Below are 20,754 nucleotides of genomic sequence, written 5' to 3'. Positions count from 1 at the left end.
AAAGCCCGTCACATTCCTGACGGTCCTTGCGGCTTTCTGTTTTATTCTGATCGGATGAATTCAATCTGAAAAACCGTAACGGTTAAAAATTCTTTTGATTCCTTATTTCTTAGCATCAATTCGCCGAGCTGTTCTTGATCGAATCCGTTATGAACCAGTTCTGAAACAACCTTATCATTCTTATTGAAATTCGCTATCCCATAAAATTTATCTGTAGTGCCCACAAAATCAGTTTTCCTCCCATGACTGCTTCTTATCATAGCTAGCATTCCAAGTGGTTATTTCCAGCATGCGGCAGACGGGCCTTATTAATCGTAATAAACTTCATCGAGGAACAGACCCTGCGAAGGCACGGTCATCCCGGCATCGCTCCGGATTCCGCTTTCGAAGATGGCGTCGATGTATTCCGGCTCCATTGTTCCTGCCCCGATCTCCAGCAGCGTCCCCATCATGATCCGGATCATGTTGTAGAGGAAGCCTTCGCCGATGAACTCAAAGTGCAGCAGATTGCCTTCCCTGCTAATCGTGATTTCATTGACGGTCCTTACCGTCGATTTTTTTGATTTTTTGAGTGAAGAGAAGCCAATGAAGTCATGGGTTCCGACCAACTTGCGGCAAGCCTCGTTCATCCTGTCGACATCAAGGTTTCCGGGGTAATGATAGCTGTACTTGCGCTCGAAAGCGGACGGCACGACATTATTCCAGACATAATAGCTGTATTTCTTTCCGGCAGCGTGATAGCGGGCGTGGAACCTTTCCGGAACCTCCTCCAGCTCTTTCACGACAATATCCTGCGGGAGGTACCGGTTCAGAAATTCCTGCATCGCCGCCAACTCCAGTTTCGATTCCGTCTTGAAATTGGCTACCTGTCCCCTGGCATGGGCTCCGGCATCCGTCCGGCCCGAGCCGATGATTTCAACCTTGCTTCCCGTCATTTCCGACAGGATATTCTCTATTTTGCCCTGGATGGTTTTGTCCGAATCCCCGAGCCTTTGCCAGCCCAGGTATCTGCCGCCATCATATTCGATCGTCATTTTTATGTTTCGCATTTTATCTCCCTTAATTATCTGATTCTGTTTCTTGTTGCTGCCATGTACTTTACGTATTATACCCGATTTCGTTGCCGAATAATAACGCAAAACGCCTTGCACTGTTATTCTGTATTTTTGCATCGGCTTATCAGTTCCATCATAAACTCTTCGCGGCTCACAGGCGATATATATGTCGTACCTGTGATATAACCCTTGCCGTGCTGCCGGATTTCAATGCGTTTCCTTGATAATGCCATTGAAGAAAGCAGATTCTGCGAAAGCTTAACCGATTTAATTTTTTCGTAGACTATTTTTTCTACGAACGGCCCACTCCTGCAGTAAAGGTATTCATTCCTGAATTCATAATATGTACCGAAGTATATCCAAAGCATAAAGGTGATCATTGGAAAAACAACTACATACCCAAAGATTTTTTCATTTTGCGGTACATAAATCAAGCTAACCAACATGATCAATACAGTTCCCCATATTACAATTCCAATCCAAACGTCTATCTTTGACTTCACTCTCATTCCATTACCTCTCTATCGCCTCATAGTTGTCGACACTAAGGGCAATTTCGAAATCCCTTTACAAGCGCTCGATTATTGTGGTTACGAATTTTTCCACACCTTGATCGATAGTCTCGATCAACGCAGTTTGATCGTCAAAATTTGGTGTGGCCGTCAATACGCATTCAATGATAGCATCCGGATTGTTACTGTCATGAAAAACGTTCGTATCATCCGAAATGTTACGGTTTAGTATAGATGCGTACCCTTTTGCAATATCCCTGTTCCGGGCGGAAAGCCACACTTCAAAAACTCCCTTTTCATGCAAATAGACAATCGCGATTTTCAAACCTTGTGCTTTTAATGATTTTGTGCTCAAAGAAAAATAGGACATATCCATATAGCCTTGATAGATACTGCTAACATCGTAATCCGGATGATTTTTGATAAACGCAGCTCTTAATTTGCCCAAAAATTCCATTATTCCTTTGTAGGCAATTTGAATTTCGCCTTGTTTCAAATGATTCGTATAACCTTCAATCAATTCATTCAGATTCTTCATGCTTCACCGCCAGCGTTTTGATGCGCTCCAGGACTTTTGGTAGCCTGACAGTGAATACTTCTTCCATTTCTGATGGGACTTCAGTTTTGACCAGCAACGTCGTGACGCCATCTTTTTCGGTAAGAGTATAACTTTCTGTGCCGCCGGTCCATTCTTTTTCGCGCTCCTGCTGTCCGCTTGCTTGGGTGTCCGCACTGTGCCTGAACAATATGAACGCATTCGGATCGAGTTTCTCCACCAGGCTCGTCACACCGTAACCATTGACGGAGGACAGGAACTGGATCTCCTTGCCTTCTTCCATTGCGCCCTTCATGTATGTTCCTTCATCGATGATGTTTGCCCAGTCGCGGAAGGATGTGTCTTCCCAAAGCGTTGCCCAGACTTTTTCTTTTGCTGCCTTGATTTCGATCGAGAATTGTAGTTCTTTCATGTTTTCTTCCTTAAGATACTGCATTTGGGTTTCCTGTTTCTTCGCCTGATTCCGTTTTACTTTATGCTTATTTTGAAATCGGCAAGGGTATAAACTGCTGCCTGCATTTCCTCCGAACGCACTTCGAAAACAACTGGGAAATACTTCAATTTCCCACCCGTTTGTTCCGAATCCGCCAGCAATCGCTTGACTTCATCAGCAAGCGGCAGTCTAAATGCATCCGCACGATCTTTTTCCGGGACATAGATGGTTACCTTGAAAAAACCGTCCCAAATCGATAGCCAAAAAACGGTTACTTCATTTTTGCCGCCACGAACACCGATCCACTTATGGAGTCCTTTCGCAAGCCAGGCTTTCCCGTCGCTGTAGTAACGCCATTCCATTTGAATTTCGTGGTTCGCAAGTTCGCCGATGAACTTAACGTAGGCGTTGTTCGCTTCGCCAAGCGCTTCCGCAATAACGTCGCTTGTGGGCTTTATGTCGGGATTTCTGAGCAATTGTTGTTTGGTTGGTTTCATAAGACAAAATCCTCCGCCATTTTGATTTTTTCTGCAAAACCCTGCACTTTTTGCACTAAACACTAACCGCCTTTTAATCTCTACGACTTAGAATTTCTTCGAAAATCCCTTTGGTTTCATCTGCATTCTCCAGATTAAAGATCGTGATTCCGCCATCAGTTTCCAGATAAATGAAAGGAGGCTCTTGGGCATCAACGAATAGCTTCACTGAACCCAATTCTCTTGTTCTGAAATGCCCCTTCAAATTTGAACCCAGAGCTGAACCATTGGTGCGCATTTCAATAGTGGGTAATTCTTCCTTCAGCTCTACAGACTCGATGGTTTCCCAAGTGTAGACTTCGCCATACATGCCATGGATTTCTATGCCTTCTTCAAAAACACTGACCTCGGTTGAGCGGGATGAAAAAAACAGCAGAACAGCAACAAAGATGAATGTGACAACGGTGATGGCTGCAGGCACAGCTAATTGCTTTCCTGCCCCTTTCCGGATTTTTCCGTCCTGATCAAAGATATTCCCGTCATATTTTTGAGCCTTGACCAATAAATAAACTGTGGAAATAATGAAAAATACAAAAGCTGGCGTCTGAACGGGTTTGAATCCCAAAGCCTGCAGCACACCCATAAAAATAAAAACGCCACCATTAATATAGGCATATATCCCCATCAGACGTCCGAGCCCTGCGGTATCGACGTTGGCCTTTTTCTCTTTGGGCATAGTGTTATAGCCCGAAATCAAAAAGTACCATTTAAAAACATGAACCGCCAACCCTATGCCGATGAAGAAAATGCCCAATATTATATTGAACCACATGGTGAACTTCCTGAAATTAATCGATTTTGTTGTTTGGTAGCGCTCATGACAATCAGCGCAATGTCATCATTAGTGTCGGAATCCAAAAATTCCACATCATTGAAACCGAGATTGGCTTTTGCCCATTTTGCCCACGGTCGCCATATTTCTTTAGGTCCTTCCATATCGTAACAGGCTGTGATTTCAACGATGCCGGTCTTTTCCCAAAGATGCCGCCACCAACCCTTGCTGTGGAAGCTGAACATTTCCCCCTCCCAATGCTCTTTAAGCGTATCGGGATAGCCTTTCTCAAATTCGTGCGTCAAACCCGGAACCACAATGCCAAATTGGCCACCTGGCTTCACTAACTTTGCGTACGTGCAGGGAAAATAAGCTTCATCCGCGCCATAATAGTGGTAGCTGTCTATTGCTATGGCAGCGTCGAAGAATCCCTCGGCATAAGGCAGGGCATGTGCTTCCGCATGGATGGGAAACACCAGATCGGCTACGCCGGCTTCCTCAAAGCGTTTGAGGTTCTCTGTCGCGCTGATCCACAAATCGTTGGCAAATACCGTCACGCCAAATTCCTTCGCCAAAAACACTGAAGTGAGGCCCTTTCCGCAACCCATGTCAAGAACCTTCATGCCCGGCTTCAACTCCATGTGTTCGCACAATTCCTCCAGCAGCCATAAAGGATTGGGGCCCATCCAATTTGCACTGACACAATCGCTAGCGTATTTTTCTGTTCGCGGATATTTTTTCATTCCGTTATCCTCCTCATCCTCTTCATGAAGTTGATGTAACCCATCTATTATCAATAGCCTGAAAAAAACAGCGTTCGATTTTCAAGTTGCTGCTGAGAACACACTACAGTGGAATTCTTCATAGCGGCCTAGGGCTCGGGTCCTTCCCTCACTACCATTATAGCCCCTTTGGACGGCCGCCACTAAGCGCGACCCCATTTTTGGCGCACAAAAAACGCAAGGCCTGCCATTTCTGACGGTCCTTGCGGCTTGCTGTTTTTTTGTTATTTATTTGTTGCGTGTCAACGCCACAACTGATTCTACATGCAATGTTTGTGGGAACAGGTCCACTGGTTGGATGCTGCCTACGCTATAGCCGCCTTCGTGGAACAATTTCAGGTCGCGTGCCATTGTGGCCGGGTTGCAGCTGACGTAGACGATGCGCTCAGGAGCGATTTCCAACGCGGCTTCGATGAAGGCCGGTTCCAAGCCTTTGCGTGGCGGATCGACAACCAGGACATCCGCTTTGACGCCTTCAGCAGCCCATTTTGGCATCACTTCTTCGGCAGCGCCGACTTCGAAGGTGATGTTATCGATGTTGTTTGTTGCGGCATTCAATTCAGCCATTTTCACGGCATCCGGAACGACTTCCATCGCGTAAACGTGTTTGGCTTTTTCGGCCAACGACAGGGAAATTGTTCCGATTCCGCAATAAGCATCGATGACGGTTTCTTCGCCGGTCAATTGTGCAGCTTCGATCGCTAATTTATAAAGCTTTTCGGTTTGGACCGGGTTCACTTGATAGAATGAGCGGGAAGAGATGGCGAAGGTATGGCCCATCAATTTGTCGTGGTAGACGTCTGCGCCGTGCAGGACGATCGTTTCGTCACCCAGGATGACGTTGTTTTGTTTCGGGTTCACGTTTTGGACGATGCTGACCACTTCCGGCAGAGCTTCCAAGATAGCCGGGATGATTTTGCTTTGCGGGAACAGTTTTGCCGTGCGCGTCACCAGGACGACCATCATTTCGCCTGTGTAATAACCGCGGCGGATCATGATGTGGCGGATGTTTCCGGTGTGCTTCTTCTCGTCGTAGGCTTTCACGTTGAATTCCTGCAGGATGTTGCGGACTTTTACGATCGCTTCATCGATTTTCGGATCCTGAATCTGGAAGTTTTCCATCGGGATCAATTCATGTGTGTTCGTGCGGAAGAAGCCGGTGACCAATTTGCCGTCTTTTTGGCGTACAGGGATCTGAGCTTTGTTGCGGTATCCCCATGGATTTTCCATGCCGATTGTCGGTTTGACTTCTACTTCCGGCATTTTGGCGATGCGCTTCATCACTTGTTCGACGTTGTTCTGTTTGAAAGCCAATTGCGCGGAATAACGCAGATTCTGCAGGGGCATCGTACCAACGCGTGTGCCTTTGATGTCGCGGGTCGGGATGCGGTCAGGAGAGCTTGTCAGCCTTTCCTCGATGCGGGCGAAGCCGAAAGATTTGCCGACTTTGGTCACCTTGATGTTGGCCCGTTCGCCCGGCAGTCCATCCGCCACAAACAAGGGATAACCTTCGACCTTTGCGACACCCAATCCTTCTGACGTTAAGTCCTCAAACGTGACAGTCATCTTCTCATTTTTGATTACCGGTGCTGCCGAATATTGTTTTTTCATAGTTACTCCTCAGTTCCTAATTTTTCATTCGCGTCCATTATACCAAAAAAGACGGGTACCTGATACAGCAAGCCCGTCTGTTTGGGAAAAATAAGCCAATTCTCATAATGACTCCGGCGGGCATGCGGTCTTATCGATAGGAAGTTTCGCCGCTATTCAGTATAATAAGGGTGTATAAACGGGTTTCTGAAGGGTATAGGAAGAAAGCGAGGATGACAAAATGAGCGGACATCGGATTGTTCCCTTTTTGACGTTTGCGGGGACTGCAGAAGAAGCGATGCACTTTTATGTTTCCATTTTTCCGAATTCCAGTGTGACCTCCCTCACAAAAGTCGATGAGGATGAACACGGGGAAGGCGGCCGTGTGGTCAATGAACAGTTTGTTTTGAACGGGCAGGATTTCATGGCGATGGACATGGAGGAGGACTTTTTGCCGGACATGACGTGGGCCGTTTCGCTCTACGTGGACTGCGAGGATGAAGCCAGCTTCGACAACTACTTTGATTCCTTGTCCGTGGACGGGGTTGTGATGATGGGGCCGGAAGCGGTAGGTGAGCTGCGCGCGGTGGCTTGGGTTACCGATCAATTCGGTGTCACTTGGCAATTGGTGTGGAAATGAACATGCGAATGGGCTGCCCCCGATTTTGGAGGCAGCCCATTCTTTATGGTTATCGGACAAGCTCGAGCCGCCACGCTCGCTATTCCTCCGCCAGCAACACCGGCAGGTCGGCGACGGTGTCCAGATTGACTGATCCGACCGCTTTGCCGTCCTCCAGTTTGATCAAGACGGGCACGAACGCGACGCCGAAGGTATCCAGCACTTCATCATAGTTGGCGTCATTGGCGCGTTTTTTCGTGTTGTAGTAGTAGGCGGTCTGCCCTGTTTCCGCCAATTCCCCCTCCAGGATCGGCCGGAATTTCTTGCAGTAGGGGCAGTCATCGAAGCCGAAATACAGGTAGGCCACATCCTGCGCCACCACTTCTTCGTATTGCGCTGCATCGCCTATCGCCATGATCGGGGAATCCGCCTCCTTTGCGCAGGCTGCAAACAGCATCAGCAGCACACCCAATAATAATGCGGACAAAAATCTTTTCTGTTTTTTCGGCATATGGCAGGTCCCCTTTTGCGTTTGAATGGCTTTCTTCCAGTATAGCAAAAAATGCCCGGCAGCTCTCGTCACAACTCCGAGAGGCCGGGCATTCTTATTTAAACATATAGGAATCGATAAAAAATTTTCAGAATAAAATTTGCATCACAGATTAACAAAATGTGCCATGCATCCCAAAGTGTTGGCTAGCTCCACGGGTTAGCCCTTCGGAAATTATTTATAAAGGAACCCCTTGTCTCTGCGAGCCAAGGATACTGTTCGACTAACCTGCTGACGCAGGAAGTCTCTCAGCATATTGCGCTCTTCGATGCTCAGTTGCATGGGGCTCTTTGGGATTCATCCCTTAGAGCCCCAGTATAAGGTGACCGTAGGGAACGTTGCGGACAGATTTCCTAAATTTCTTTCAGGGCTGAACGAACCCGTTCCGCTTTTTCTTAGTCCTTGCCGTCGTAAGGCAAACGTTTATCGTTCACTTCATCCGGGTGCAAGGTTTCGACTTCCTTCATGAAGCCTGTGCCGGCACCTTCAAGCACGCCTTCATCCGCTTCTTCGATCGGATCAGCGAAATCGGAGGTGTTGCCGATGATTTTGATGTGTTGCTGATGGTTCGTGAACAGGGTCGGGGCATCGCCGCCGTACTCACCGTCCAAGTTGATCATCAGGCGTGAACCATCCATGGATTCCGCTTTCACAAAGCTGGTATGTGTATAAAGGACATTGGAATTTTCTAGATGCCTGCCGCCGTTCAGCACTTGGGCCAACAGTTGCAGGATTTCGAAGATGTTCGCTGTCTTTACGACAAACAAGGTAAACTTGCCGTCCCCCAAAACGATGTTCGGATCGATCGTCTCGAAGCCGCCGACCGAATTGGTCAAGGCCACAAAGAACATGGAAGCCATACCGTCGTAGACCCCATCTTCATACTCGATGCGCATATGCATCGGTTTCAGCTGCGGAATCTTTTCGGCGCCCTTCACCAGATAAGCGAGGTAGCCAAAAATGGTTTTCAGCTTTGCGGGAACGTCGTAGGTCAGATCCGTCAGATAACCGCCCGCTGCGATGTTAATGAAATAAGTATCATTCGATTGACCGATATCCATAGGAATGGCATTGCCGGCCGCAATCACACGGGCCGCATCCAACAAGTTTGAGCGTGGAATCTTCAAAGCGCGGGCATAGTCATTTGTGGTACCGGCAGGTATGATGCCGACTGTCGGTCTGTGTTCCAGTCCGGCAATACCGTTGATGACCTCGTTTACGGTGCCGTCCCCGCCTGCTGCAACGATCAGATCGAAACCGGCCAAAGCGGCGCGTTCCGCTTCTTTGGTTGCGGATAGGGGTTCAGGAGTCGTGGCATAGGCACTGGCCTCATAGCCTGCTTCTTCCAAAATTTGGAGAATATCAATCATGCTTTTTTTCAGCATTTCTCTTCCGGAAGTAGGATTATAAATTACTCTCGCTCTCATTCTTTTCCTCATCTTTCTAGGCTCATCTGTTATATTAGCTCACAATTCATCTTTGCTTGGCAAACCACTCAATTAATGATTATAGCACCAAAATCAGAATAATACTAATTGTTGATTTGGAAAAAGATAGCTTTATTGGCATTTTTTTGGAGTGAATCTATTAAAAAAACAACCTCCGGAAGGAAGTTGTTTTTTTTGATCTCGCAATACGCAAATGCGTTTTGAATCCCAGTAATCTCCTCTTAGTGCTCGATTCCTAGAGCGGGATTCATCACGCTCTATCTTAGTTGAGTTCTGATTCGCAGATACCGCTCCCGTTTCACACCCAGCGTAGTGAACAAAAGCGGTTCACTTCGCTGGGTGCTCCAACGTCCGGGTATCTAAACGCGAATCATCACATCCTATCTTTTTTCTAACTCTTGTGCTAGTAGTTGGTTTACCAGGCCTGGGTTGGCTTGGCCTTTGGTTTGTTTCATGATTTGGCCTACGAGGAAGCCTTTGGCGCGGTCTTTGCCGGCTTTGAAGTCGTCGACGGATTGTTGGCTGTTGTCCAAAACGGCATTGATGATCGGCAAAAGTTGGGCTGGATCGCTCATTTGGATCAGGCCTTCTGCTTCGACAACGGATTTGGCGTCGCCGCCTTTTGTCGCCAACAGGCGGAAGACTTTCTTGGCGATCTTCGTGCTGATGGTGCCGTCTTCGATCAGTTTGATCATGCCGGCCAAATTCGCTGGCGTCAGTTTGGTAGCGGCCAATTCCACTTTCTCACTGTTCAGGTAAGCGGACACTTCGCCCATCAACCAGTTGGAAGCCAATTTGGCATCCGCGCCGGCAGCGATTGCGCCTTCGAAGAAGTCTGACATATCTTTGGACAAGGTCAAGACCATTGCATCGTATTCAGGCAGATCGTATTCCGAAATGTATCTTTCGCGGCGTTTTGCAGGCATTTCCGGAATGGAAGCTTTCACGCGGTCGATCCATTCCTGGGAGATGGTCAAACCTGGCAGATCTGGTTCCGGGAAGTAACGGTAGTCACTTTCGCCTTCCTTGACGCGCATCAGGATTGTTTCGCCGGTCGTTTCATCGAAACGGCGTGTTTCTTGCTGGATGACGCCGCCAGCGTTCAATACTTGCGCTTGGCGTTTTTCTTCATGAGCCAAACCTCTGCGGACGAAGTTGAAGGAGTTCAGGTTCTTCAGTTCTGTCTTCGTACCGAATTTTTCTTGGCCGAAGGGACGGATCGAAATGTTGGCATCGCAACGCATCGAACCCTCTTCCATCTTCACATCGGACACGTCGGTGTACATGATGATTTGACGTACGGCATCCAGGTAGGCATAGGCCTCTTCAGGGGAGCGCATATCCGCTTCCGATACGATTTCGATCAACGGCGTGCCTTGGCGGTTCAAGTCGACATAGGAGTAGCCATCGGATCCGTGCATGTTCTTGCCGGCATCCTCTTCAAGATGGACGCGCTCAATGCGGATCTTTTTCTTGACGCCTTCGACTTCGATCTCGACCCAGCCGTCGTGGCCGATCGGGTTGTCCAATTGCGAAATTTGGTACGCTTTCGGATTGTCCGGGTAGAAGTAGTTTTTGCGGTCGAAGTGCGTTTCCGTCGAGATTTCGCAGTTCAGAGCCAATGCGGCTTTCATGCAGAATTCGACAGCGCCTTTGTTGATGACAGGCAAGACGCCTGGGTAGCCCCAGTCGATGACGTTTGTATTTGTGTTCGGCTCCGCCCCAAAGTGTGCTGGAGATGGGGAGAACATTTTTGATTCAGTTTTCAATTCCACATGGACTTCCAGTCCGATGACTGTTTCATAATTCATAATGTCTTCCTCCTACAGGTTTGGGTGTTGGTTGATATAGTCATTCGCTTGCTCGAATGCATAAGCGGCTTGGTAAATCTTCGCTTCTTCGAAGTAGTTCCCGATCAATTGGATCCCGATCGGCATGCCGTCGGAAGACAACCCTCCCGGTACAGAAATGGCCGGTACACCCGCCAAGTTGATCGTAACAGTCAACAGGTCGTCCATGTACATCGCCAACGGATCATCGTTCTTTTCGCCGATACCGAAAGCAGTTGTGGTAGTAGTCGGTCCCAGGATCAGATCATAGCCGGCGAAGATGTTCGCGAAGTCGCGTTTGATCAGAGTACGGACTTGGCCTGCTTTTTTGAAGTAGGCATCGTAGAAACCGGCACTCAGCGAGAAAGTTCCCAGCATGATGCGGCGTTTCACTTCCATTCCGAAACCTTCGGAACGGCTCTTGATGTACAATTCATCCAATGAGTTCACATTGTCTGCGCGGTAGCCGTAGCGGACACCGTCAAAACGCTGCAGGTTGGATGAAGCTTCCGAAGAAGCGATGATGTAGTAAGCAGGGATTCCGTAAGCCAAAGTCGGCATGCTGACTTCTTCCACGATTGCGCCCATTTCTTCGAATTGGGCGGCCGCTTTTCTGACAGCTGCCTGGATTTCAGCGGATACACCTTCCTGGAAATATTCCTTCGGCAAAGCGATCTTCATGCCTGCCACTTTTCCGTTCAGGTTCGCGCTGAATTTCGGCACTTCGAGATTCATGCTGGTTGAGTCACGTTTATCGTAGCCGCTGATGGCTTCCAACAACAAGGCATTATCGGTTACGTTGCGCGTCATCGGACCGATTTGGTCAAGACTGGATGCAAAAGCGATCAAGCCGTAACGGGATACGCGTCCGTATGTCGGTTTCATGCCGACGATGCCGTTGAAGGCTGCTGGTTGACGGATACTTCCGCCGGTGTCGGAACCCAAGGAAGCGACCACTTCGCCGCTGGCAACCGCTGCAGCGGAACCGCCGGATGAACCGCCAGGAACTTTAGTCAGGTCCCAAGCATTTTTGGTCTTTTTGTAGTAGGAATTTTCCGTACTTCCGCCCATGGCAAATTCGTCCATGTTCAGTTTGCCGACGTTGACTGCACCGGCTTCCTTCAATTTGGTGACGACCGTCGCATCATAGATCGGCATGAAGTCGCCCAGCATGTGGCTTGCCGCAGTGGTTGTCACGCCTTCGGTAACGATGTTGTCTTTGATCCCCAAAGGAATCCCGTTCAGGACATTGCCGTCCGCATAGCCTTTTTCATCCGCAGCTTGCGCTTGCTTCAGGGCGCCTTCTTCGTTCAAAGCCAAGAAAGCTTCGACTTTTCCGTCTGTTTCGGCGATGCGTTTGAAGGCTGCTTGGGTCAATTCCACAGAAGAAAATTCTTTGTTGACTAGGCCTTCATGCAGGCTCGTCAGCGTTTCATTGAAAATACTCATGCGCCTTCCACCTCGTTATCTAGGATTGCCGGCACTTGGATCATGCCGTCTTCTGCTGTTTTGACGTTTTTGAATAACAGATCGCGATCCGTCCCCGGTTCCGCTACATCTTCGCGCATGACGTTCTTCAATGCATAGCCATGGGAAGTCACAGGTACATCCGTTGTATCGACTGCTTCCAATTGTTCCACCATGTCGATGATGTCACCCAACTGTTCGGTAAAATGTTTGATTTCGTGAGGAGCGAATTCCAGCTTGGCCAGCTTTGCTACGTGACGCACTTGCTCTTCGGTGATTGCCATGTAATACCCTTCTTTCTGTCGTGTTGTGTAGGCTTCGTTTTTTTACATACTTTTTTATTCTATCACAAAAATCATCGCTTTGCGGGAGTTTTCTCGCGTTTCCCGCACTTTCTGAAAACCATTGAAAGCTGAATGGCTTCACTCAGCCCTGATTAAGGAAACACTGTGACCTAATCGAAGATATGGTAGCTGAATCCCTGGCTGTTGGTTTCTCTCGTCAAGAATGATTCAATGCCGTTGATCGATTCGATCGTGATCTCAACCGGTATATTCTGAGGCAGGAATCGGCCTGCAGCATCCGTTACGTGCTGGGTGAAGGCGATGATTTCCGTTTCCCCGTAGAACTGCGTCGTGATGTCGATTTCGAGCGACATCAACTGCCCGTCGATGTATTTGCCCTCGCCGACGATACCGTTCAGATTCGGGAAGAAATCCTGCACTTCATTCTTGAAGTTGTCGAAATTGGAAGATTCTTCCGTCTGCGCTCCGCTTTGCAACGGGAAGACAACCTTACTTTCATTGCGGGCGATCCATTCCCCGACCGCATTCCCTTCCGTGGAGACGCCTTCGAACAGATAAACACCGCCGACCGGGCTGTCCTGCGCCGATTGTTCATAAACGCCGATGACGATCGGAATACTTTCCAAGCCCTCGGTCTGGCGCAAGCGGGTAATGATCGTATTTGCATAGTTTTTTGCCTGTTCTTCCAGTTTGTCGCGGGAAATGGCTTGTTCCATCGGCACATCGTTCACTTTGTAATAGTCGACCGAATTCATCGCCAATCCGATAGCCATCCCGGCCAGCTCGAAGCCATTTTCATTCTGGATCATATAGTCCTGCTCCAGGATCTGCTCCAGATAAATCGGTTCTCTGGTGGCTGCATCGGTGCTGCCGTTGTCGGTCGGGTTCAAACCGTCCGGATTGGCGTCGCTGTAGCGTCCCAACCACAACCTTGTCGTATCGTAATCGATGACTTGGCCTTCCTGAAAGAAGTATTGGTCCGTCGGAAAAACATTTTTGGCTACGTCCAACAGATCCGCTTCAAAGTCTTTGATGTTGGCTGTTGAGTTGAGCGAGAGGCTGACACCGCGGTTCTGGCTGAACTGGTACTTGCCGTCGACGATCAAGGCTGGGTAATAATCGGTCGACAACTGATTCTGGGTCGTTTGGACCGTCACTTTCTCAGGACCGGTCTTGGTTGTGTTCTCCGTCGTTTGCGTCTCTGATAGCTGTCCGCAACCGGCCAACAGAAACATGGCTGCTCCGGAGACAGTCATCAAGATAACGCTTTTCGCTTTATTCACTGCTGTCACTTCTTTCCAAGTTTTTCACCATGTCTTCTTCAGTCCAGACAGGGATGCCCAAAGATTGGGCTTTTTCCAATTTGCTGCCTGCTTCTTCCCCAGCGACGATCCAGTCGGTCTTTTTGGAGACACTGCCGGTCACTTTTCCGCCGAGCGCTTCGATCATTTCCGTTGCTTCCGATCGGGTATAGTGCGTCAGCTTTCCGGTCAGCACGACCGTTTTGCCGTTCCAAACGGAATCGACAGCGGCTACATCAGCTTTTTTCTTGCCGAGGTAAGTCAGATTCACGCCGTTCGCCCGGAATTCTTCGATCAGGTCCTGCACTTCAGGCAATTGGAAATAAGCCACGACGCTGTCCGCGATGATGTCGCCCATTCCTTCCACAGCCATGATTTCGTCTTTTGTCGCCAGCATCAGCCGGTCGATGGTTTCGAATTCCGCTGCCAGGCTGGCTGCCGCCTTCGCTCCGACATGACGGATACCCAAACCGAACAGCAGGCGTTCGAATGAGTTGCCGCGGCTCTGATCAATGGCCTTCACAATGTTGTGGGCGGATTTCTCTTTGATCTTATCCAATTGATACAAATCTTCTTCCGTCAGTTTGTACAGGTCGGCAACGTCCTTGACGAGCCCTTTTTCGAACATTTGGCTGACGACGCGAACGCCCAGGCCGCTGATGTTCATGGCATTGCGCGAAACGAAGTGGGACAGTCCTTCCTTTATTTGGGCCGGGCATTTCGGATTGAGGCAGCGCAGAGCCACTTCATCCTCCAGATGCACCAAGTGGCTAGCGCAGGCAGGACACGTCTCGGGAATGGCATAGGGTTCACTTTCCGGATCTCTGCGGTCGACGAGGACATACTGGATTTCCGGGATGATGTCACCCGCCTTGTGGATCACCACCGTGTCGCCGATGCGCACATCCTTCTCGCGGACAAGGTCGACGTTATGCAGGCTGGCGCGCTGTACTGTGGAACCGGCCAAGAACACCGGATCCATCACGGCGGTCGGGGTCACGACGCCGGTGCGGCCGACTGTCCATTCGATGTCACGCACGATCGTTTCGGCCTCTTCCGCCTTGAATTTATAGGCGATTGCCCAGCGCGGCGCTTTTACCGTATAGCCGATTTCTTCCTGGGCAACGAAATCATTGACTTTAATGACGATGCCGTCGATTTCGTAAGGCAGGTCTTTTCTTTTCGCTGCGATCTCTTCCGTGAAGGCCCAGACTTCTTCGATAGAATCGAAGAGTCTGCGTTCCGGATTGGTCCGCAAACCGATTTGTGCCAATTTTTGCAGCAGCGCATCCTGCGTCTCCACAGCCAATTGCTCGAAATTGGTGGCGCTGTAAAGATAGATATTCAGGTTGCGGCTGGCTGCGATGCTGGAATCCAGTTGGCGCAGACTGCCGGCAGCTGCGTTGCGCGGATTCGCAAAAATTTCCAGGCCTTTTTCATCACGGTCCGCATTCAATTGGACGAATGAAGCTTTCGGCATGTAGCATTCCCCGCGGACTTCGAAAGTCAACGGTTCATTCAGGCGCAACGGGATGGCTTTGACCGTCCGCAAGTTCTGCGTGATGTCTTCACCGGTGTTCCCGTCCCCGCGCGTCGCTCCTCGGATGAACAAACCGTCTTCGTATTTCAATGACACGGCCAAACCGTCGATCTTCAGCTCGCAGATGTACTGCAAGGGCCGATTGGTCAGCTTGCTGATCCGCTGATGGAACTGCAGCAGGTCTTCCTGACTGAAGGCATTTCCCAAGCTCAGCATCGGTGAATCGTGCTGGACCTTCGTGAAACCGGGCAGGATCGTGTCGCCGATGCGTTGCGTCGGTGAATCGGAGCTGATCAGTTCCGGATGGGCTTTTTCCAATTTCTCCAGTTCGTGGTAATGCTGATCGTATTCTTTATCTGAAATGCTTGGCTTGTCCAGCACATAATACTCGTAACTATAGCGGTTAAGGAGCGTCTTCAACGTCTCGATGCGCTCTTGGACTTCGGTCAAACTTTCTTTCGCCATGGATGCTTTCCTCCTCTTTTTAGGCTTTTTCGATCGGAGCAAAGGATGCCAACAAACGTTTGATGCCGATGTTCTTGAAGGCGATATCCAATGTCAAGCCGTCGCCCTCTCCGCTTGTTTGAACGACAACGCCGACGCCCCATTTTTTGTGGCTGGCTTTGTCTCCGACAGCCCATCCCAGTCTGTCCGCGCCGCTGTTTCCGGTTTGTTGGACGGATTGCGTCGTTTTTTCGCGTGCTCCGGCCGAAAAAGGCTGGCTGAAGGCTTTTTCTTGACGCGTATCGCTTGCGGTTTTCCAGCGGTTGCCTGAACTTGCCGGCCTTGATGAAAATGAACTTGGCGTACTTGTGGATCCGGAACTGTCTTCCCGGTCCAGAACGGATCCGTCCAACTCATCCAGGAAACGGGATGCCGGATTCGACATCGACCGTCCATAAAGGGTACGCGAATAGGCATTCGTCAGGAACAGTTTTTGTTCCGCCCGCGTGATGCCGACATAGGCCAAGCGGCGCTCTTCCTCCATCTGGTCCTCATCCATGAAGGCACGGGACGACGGGAAGATGCCGTCCTCCATCCCGATGATGAAGACGATCGGGAATTCCAATCCTTTGGCCGCATGCATCGTCATCAGCGTCACTTCACTCTGCGGTTCTTCCTCGATCTGATCCAGATCGGAAACCAAGGCCAGATCGGTCAGGAAGGAAGTCAGATCCAGGTTATCGGCATTCGTTTTGTCGAATTCCTGCGTCACTGAAAGGAATTCGTTGATGTTTTCGATGCGCGCTTCCGACTCCAGCGTCTTTTCCATTTCCAGCGCTTCCAGATAAGTCGTCTGGGAAAGCATTTCCTGCACCAGTTCCGTGATCGGCAGGAATTCCTGCATTTTCTGCAGATTATCCATGGTGGTCGCGAATTTCTTCAATTCCTTCGCGGCTTTTCCGGACACACTGGAGAGCGCCACATCATGGGCTGCCTGCAGCAGAGTCAGGTTGTGCATATCGGCGAATTCGCGCAGTTTTTCGACGCTGGCATCGCCGATTCCGCGTTTGGGCACGTTCACGATCCGCCCGAAGCTCAAGTCGTCGGCCGGATTCACGATCAGGCGCAGATAAGCCAACAGGTCCTTGATTTCTTTGCGGTCGTAGAACTTGCGCCCGCCGACCATCTTGTAAGGGATGTTCGACTTCAGGAGGTTTTCTTCGATGACACGCGATTGTGCGTTCGTCCGGTAGAGTACGGCGAAATCGCCATATTGCCTTTTGTTTTCGCGGACTTCCTTGAGCATCTTCGTGATGACATAGCGCGCTTCGTCGTGTTCGGACTGGCCGCGGAAGTAGACGATGTTATCGCCTTCCGGATTGTCTGTCCACAGTTCTTTTTCTTTCCGGTTGACGTTGTTTTGGATCACGTCATTGGCTGCACGCAGTATTTTTTTGGTGGAGCGGTAGTTTTGTTCCAGCAACACCACTTTTGCGTCCGGATAATCCTTTTCGAAGTTCAGGATATTTTCCATGTCGGCACCGCGCCAACCGTAGATACTTTGGTCCGCATCGCCGACTACGCAGATGTTTTTGAATTTGCTGGCCAACAGCTGCACCAACTGATATTGGGCATAGTTGGTATCCTGGTACTCGTCAACATGAATGTAATGGAATTTATTTTGATAGTAGGACAGCGTTTCGGGATGCTCCTTGAAGAGTTTGACCGTCAGCAGGATCAGGTCGTCGAAGTCCATCGATTGGCTGTTTTCGAGCGCCTTTTGGTAATCCTTGTAGCATTCGTAGACGATGTTGTCGATGTATCCACCGGCGAATTCGCTGAATTCCTTCGGCGTCTGCAGTTCATTTTTGGCTTGGCTGATCCTTCCCAGGATCATGCGGTGATCGAATTTTTTGGAATCCAGATTTTTTTCGCGGATGATGCGTTTCATCAATGTTTCGGTTTCGCTCTGGTCGCAGATGGTGAACGAGCGGGCATAACCGATCTGTTCGCTCTCTCTTCTGAGGATCCGCACGCACATGGAGTGGAAAGTGGATACCCACATGTCGTTGCCGACCGTACCCACCAAGCGGATGACCCGTTCTTTCATTTCTTTGGCCGCTTTATTCGTAAAGGTGATGGCTAAGATGTTCCAAGGATTTACTGATTTCTCTTCCAAGAGATAGGCCATGCGATGGGTCAGTACGCGTGTTTTGCCGCTGCCTGCACCCGCCATGATCAATAGCGGCCCTTCCGTCGCCAAAACGGCTTCCGCTTGCCTTGGGTTCATTCCTTTTATGAGGTCGTGTTTTTGTTGCACAATTGCCATCCTTTCTATTGTTGCCTTCGTTTCGGAGTGTATGGGTTTGTTCTGTTTTTATGGGATCAAGGCAATCTTTCAGCCTTGTCGATTCTGATTTGCATCATGGTTTAGTCTATCATTTTAGAGCCTGGCTATCAATGAATCCCCTGATATTTTACATAGTTTTTAACCCTTGTTCGCCATGCTGCCTCTGCGGTTCTTATCCTCTCCTGGGGCCAGCTTTTTGCTCATGGATGGCAAAAAAACTTCCTTTTCCGGATGGCAGGGGTTACAATGAAGACAGTAGTCAGCATACCGATAGTAACCTGTTTGATATTAGCCTAAGGGGTGGATTTCATGACAAAAAAAGGGTTAGTGTTTTATCTGGTAAGTTTGTTTATCATCTTAATGATTTGGGCATTCCAAATTCCTTATTCGCAAACTCTTTCCAGGGAGGTCGCACAAGGTCTCCGCGATTCCCGGGAGCAACATTTGCTTGTTTCGGATCCTGAGAACAACAAAGTCTCCGGCACACCTGTCGCCACCAATGAGGGCGTCGCCTCTCCCCGTGCGCCAAGACGGAACTGATCTGCCTGCCGCCCCCTGAATGATTCTTCAAGCCACTAAAAAATTCCTGTTTCCGGATCACCTCATGATCCGGAAGCAGGAATTTCTGTTTTTTTGTCGGCCTACTGGGCCAGGATATCGTTTGAGTCCTTCAGCGTTTCGAAGAAGAAAAGGATGTACTCGCCCATTTTTTCGTAATCCTTGTTGCGCATGCAGACAGCTATTTCTTTATATATGCCGAGCAACTGCGCTTCACTTTGGTAACGCTCTTCATCCATCAGATCGCTGTTGTCGGAATAGGAACTGTGGATGTCATGGGCAGTCGTCAAGATCACTTTCTTCAGGAATTGGTTCTCGCTTCGGGCGATGAACGTCTCAAAGATTCTGTATTCGTTCTTGAAGTATCCTGTCGCATCCCGGTAATCCAAGTACTCCTCTTGTTTTTCGAGTATCTCCTCAAAAGCCTGATGGTCCAAGGCGATATCGTTTTGCTTCAGGTATTGCAGGTAGTTCATGATGAGCCCGCCGATCAGTTCCAGTCGTTCCAGCAAGCCCGCATTGGAAATCTTCTTCTCGGCCACTAGATAGCCTTTGTAGGGGATGGATTTCACCAATCCTTCTTCTTCCAGCAAAAGCAGCGCCTTGCGGATCGGCGTCCGGCTCATGAACAAAGCTTCCGAAATGAGCTGTTCGGTCATTTTGGTTCCCGGCTGCCAGCAATCGCTGTCGATCTTGTCTTTTATGTAATCATAAGCTTTATTAAATAATCTGTCCTCCATGATCCAAGCCCTTCCTTCACCTCAGAGAGCGCACGTTGGCAGCCGCTACGCCTTTGATTCTAACAACCCGTTTTCTTCCAGTTCCTTAATGAGGATATCCGGGCTATCGCCCAATAATGTGACGTGCCCCATCTTCCGTTTCGCGCGGTGTTCTTTTTTTCCGTAAAAATGGAAATGCCAGTCCGGTTTGGTCAGCAAAAGGATCCATGCTTCATCAAGCTTTTCTTCCATGATGTTGAAAGTCACGCTTGTATCATAAAGTTGGATTTCCGGAACGGGCAATCCGCAGATGCAGCGGACCAAGGCTTCATATTGCGAGATACTGCAGCCATCCAACGAATAGTTGCAGGAATGGTGGGGTCTGACGACCAAGCGGTTCACATACAGCGTTCCTGACGAAGTCATGAATGTTTCGATCGTCAAAAGACCGACCAGATTCATGGCCTTGGCAGCCAGCTTGCCGATATGCTCCAACTCTTTTTGGATATTTCCGCCTACGCGCGCAGGCGTGATCGTCTTCACCAGTTTTTGCTCTCGGTAGATCGTCTCCGTGACAGGGAATGATGTGAACACCTTATTCATATCCTGAGCGACGGTTATGGCCAACTCCATTTCGAATGGGATCCAAGCCTCCAAAATGCAGGTCCCTTTTTTGAGCAAGGCAGCCGCCCTTCCAAAGTCATCTTCACTGTACAAAAGATGCTGCACAGGCGCAGCCGCCTCGACGCGGATCGGCTTCAGCACACACGGAAATCCAATGCTTTTGACCGCTTCTTCCATATCTTCCACGGCTGTTATCGTCGCGTAAGGCGTTACATTTATATTCAAGGATTCCAGAAAGGCTTTCTCAATCAACCGGTCTTGGGTGATGGAGAGACTGTCCGGATCCTGCGGTATGGCGATATAAGGATTTATCTGTGTCAGCAGCATCGTATCCACGGCTTCGGATTCAAAAGTCAGGACATCCGATTTTGCTGCGAGATCCGTCAGCGCGTCGAAGTCCGTATATTTCTTGGTTATCTGCCAATCAGCTATTTGCCCAGCCGGACAGTCCGGATCGGTGTCCAAGATGCCTATTTGGTAGCCCAATTTTTTGGCTTCCAAAGCTATCATACGGGCGACGTGTCCTCCGCCGATAATCCCGATTGTTTTCCCGGGTAAAATTTGATTTGGCATGCAATCACACTACTCTCTTGGATTATTCATTAGAATTCGCTAAAAAAGTCTTTACCAAATCATTTTATCACTATATTCGACGAATGTCGCCATGCAAAAACTGCTCTTTTGTCAAATTTCCGTCAAAAATCAGGCGGGCGGATCAAAAAATGCGCGGACAGGCTGCCCCTCGAAAGGACCCAGTCTGTCCG

The 20,754-nt window shown here is 49.3% G+C and carries 20 protein-coding genes; 2 read left to right on the top strand and 18 right to left on the bottom strand.

The features are described 5' to 3' along the window. Window positions 1-308 precede the first annotated feature (308 nt). From truA to rlmD, 8 genes are all read right to left on the bottom strand, one after another. Window positions 309-1,049 (bottom strand): tRNA pseudouridine(38-40) synthase TruA, encoded by a 741-nt coding sequence (gene truA / locus BMX58_RS09660; protein WP_068621016.1) that lies wholly within the window; start codon window positions 1,047-1,049, stop codon window positions 309-311. 104 nt (window positions 1,050-1,153) lie between these two features. Then, entirely contained in the window at window positions 1,154-1,564 is a 411-nt protein-coding gene (locus BMX58_RS09655; protein ID WP_068621014.1) for a PH domain-containing protein, read from the bottom strand. Between the two features lie 58 nt (window positions 1,565-1,622). Next, window positions 1,623-2,105, bottom strand: a complete 483-nt coding sequence (locus BMX58_RS09650; RefSeq protein WP_068621012.1) for a DUF7000 family protein — start codon at window positions 2,103-2,105, stop codon at window positions 1,623-1,625. Then, the gene (locus BMX58_RS09645) at window positions 2,089-2,535 is read right to left on the bottom strand and encodes a hypothetical protein (protein WP_131814067.1); all 447 of its coding nucleotides are present in this window, start codon (window positions 2,533-2,535) and stop codon (window positions 2,089-2,091) included. Before BMX58_RS09645 ends, BMX58_RS09650 begins: the two co-directional genes overlap by 17 nt. Before the next feature lie 56 nt (window positions 2,536-2,591). Beyond that, a complete protein-coding gene (locus tag BMX58_RS09640; protein WP_068621008.1) occupies window positions 2,592-3,053 on the bottom strand; it encodes a DUF3788 family protein in 462 nt (153 codons plus the stop codon). 73 nt (window positions 3,054-3,126) lie between these two features. Further along, the gene (locus BMX58_RS09635; protein WP_068621006.1) at window positions 3,127-3,864 is read right to left on the bottom strand and encodes a DUF3784 domain-containing protein; all 738 of its coding nucleotides are present in this window, start codon (window positions 3,862-3,864) and stop codon (window positions 3,127-3,129) included. Then, complete coding sequence (locus BMX58_RS09630) at window positions 3,849-4,607, bottom strand: SAM-dependent methyltransferase (RefSeq protein WP_068621003.1); 759 nt, start codon at window positions 4,605-4,607, stop codon at window positions 3,849-3,851. The genes BMX58_RS09635 and BMX58_RS09630 overlap by 16 nt, the downstream gene beginning before the upstream one ends. Window positions 4,608-4,874: 267 nt before the next feature. Continuing rightward, a complete protein-coding gene (rlmD, locus tag BMX58_RS09625; RefSeq protein WP_068621001.1) occupies window positions 4,875-6,257 on the bottom strand; it encodes a 23S rRNA (uracil(1939)-C(5))-methyltransferase RlmD in 1,383 nt (460 codons plus the stop codon). 220 nt (window positions 6,258-6,477) lie between these two features. Here rlmD and BMX58_RS09620 point away from each other — a divergent pair, with 220 nt between their 5' ends. Then, window positions 6,478-6,876: a VOC family protein gene (locus BMX58_RS09620; RefSeq protein WP_068620999.1), complete on the top strand. Its 399-nt coding sequence runs from the start codon at window positions 6,478-6,480 to the stop codon at window positions 6,874-6,876. A gap of 79 nt (window positions 6,877-6,955) precedes the next feature. On the opposite strand, the gene BMX58_RS09615 is transcribed toward BMX58_RS09620, so the two are convergent. The 8 genes from BMX58_RS09615 to pcrA all read right to left on the bottom strand — a co-directional run bounded on the left by BMX58_RS09615 (window position 6,956) and on the right by pcrA (window position 18,068). Next, entirely contained in the window at window positions 6,956-7,366 is a 411-nt protein-coding gene (locus tag BMX58_RS09615; protein ID WP_068620997.1) for a DUF6568 family protein, read from the bottom strand. 434 nt (window positions 7,367-7,800) lie between these two features. Further along, window positions 7,801-8,832, bottom strand: a complete 1,032-nt coding sequence (locus BMX58_RS09610) for a diacylglycerol kinase (RefSeq protein WP_068620995.1) — start codon at window positions 8,830-8,832, stop codon at window positions 7,801-7,803. 401 nt (window positions 8,833-9,233) lie between these two features. Then, window positions 9,234-10,664 carry an Asp-tRNA(Asn)/Glu-tRNA(Gln) amidotransferase subunit GatB gene (gatB, locus tag BMX58_RS09605; protein ID WP_068620993.1) on the bottom strand — a complete coding sequence of 477 codons (1,431 nt, stop codon included), beginning with the start codon at window positions 10,662-10,664 and terminating at the stop codon, window positions 9,234-9,236. A gap of 12 nt (window positions 10,665-10,676) precedes the next feature. Further along, window positions 10,677-12,131, bottom strand: coding sequence for an Asp-tRNA(Asn)/Glu-tRNA(Gln) amidotransferase subunit GatA (gene gatA / locus BMX58_RS09600; protein ID WP_068620991.1), 1,455 nt, complete (start codon window positions 12,129-12,131; stop codon window positions 10,677-10,679). Next, on the bottom strand, window positions 12,128-12,433 hold the full coding sequence (gatC, locus tag BMX58_RS09595) for an Asp-tRNA(Asn)/Glu-tRNA(Gln) amidotransferase subunit GatC (RefSeq protein WP_068620989.1): 306 nt from the start codon (window positions 12,431-12,433) through the stop codon (window positions 12,128-12,130). The genes gatA and gatC overlap by 4 nt, the downstream gene beginning before the upstream one ends. 170 nt (window positions 12,434-12,603) lie before the next feature. Next, entirely contained in the window at window positions 12,604-13,737 is a 1,134-nt protein-coding gene (locus BMX58_RS09590) for a CamS family sex pheromone protein (protein ID WP_084253744.1), read from the bottom strand. Then, complete coding sequence (ligA, locus tag BMX58_RS09585; RefSeq protein ID WP_068620987.1) at window positions 13,730-15,760, bottom strand: NAD-dependent DNA ligase LigA; 2,031 nt, start codon at window positions 15,758-15,760, stop codon at window positions 13,730-13,732. The genes BMX58_RS09590 and ligA overlap by 8 nt, the downstream gene beginning before the upstream one ends. A gap of 19 nt (window positions 15,761-15,779) precedes the next feature. Next, on the bottom strand, window positions 15,780-18,068 hold the full coding sequence (gene pcrA, locus BMX58_RS09580) for a DNA helicase PcrA (RefSeq protein WP_068620985.1): 2,289 nt from the start codon (window positions 18,066-18,068) through the stop codon (window positions 15,780-15,782). Window positions 18,069-18,398: 330 nt separating this feature from the next. Here pcrA and BMX58_RS09575 point away from each other — a divergent pair, with 330 nt between their 5' ends. Beyond that, window positions 18,399-18,629 (top strand): hypothetical protein, encoded by a 231-nt coding sequence (locus BMX58_RS09575; protein WP_068620982.1) that lies wholly within the window; start codon window positions 18,399-18,401, stop codon window positions 18,627-18,629. 101 nt (window positions 18,630-18,730) lie between these two features. Here the strand turns inward: BMX58_RS09575 and BMX58_RS09570 are convergent, their stop codons facing one another. Both BMX58_RS09570 and purK read right to left on the bottom strand, forming a co-directional pair. Further along, window positions 18,731-19,387 carry a GntR family transcriptional regulator gene (locus BMX58_RS09570; RefSeq protein WP_068620980.1) on the bottom strand — a complete coding sequence of 219 codons (657 nt, stop codon included), beginning with the start codon at window positions 19,385-19,387 and terminating at the stop codon, window positions 18,731-18,733. A 45-nt stretch (window positions 19,388-19,432) separates the two neighbouring features. After that, window positions 19,433-20,563, bottom strand: coding sequence for a 5-(carboxyamino)imidazole ribonucleotide synthase (purK, locus tag BMX58_RS09565; protein WP_068620978.1), 1,131 nt, complete (start codon window positions 20,561-20,563; stop codon window positions 19,433-19,435). Between the last annotated feature and the right edge of the window lie 191 nt (window positions 20,564-20,754).

This window comes from Trichococcus ilyis, assembly GCF_900109135.1.
In the GTDB taxonomy this organism is placed as follows: domain Bacteria; phylum Bacillota; class Bacilli; order Lactobacillales; family Aerococcaceae; genus Trichococcus; species Trichococcus ilyis.
The sequence above is the reverse complement of the archived record's forward strand: the minus strand, read 5'-3'. Positions and strand labels throughout refer to the sequence as shown.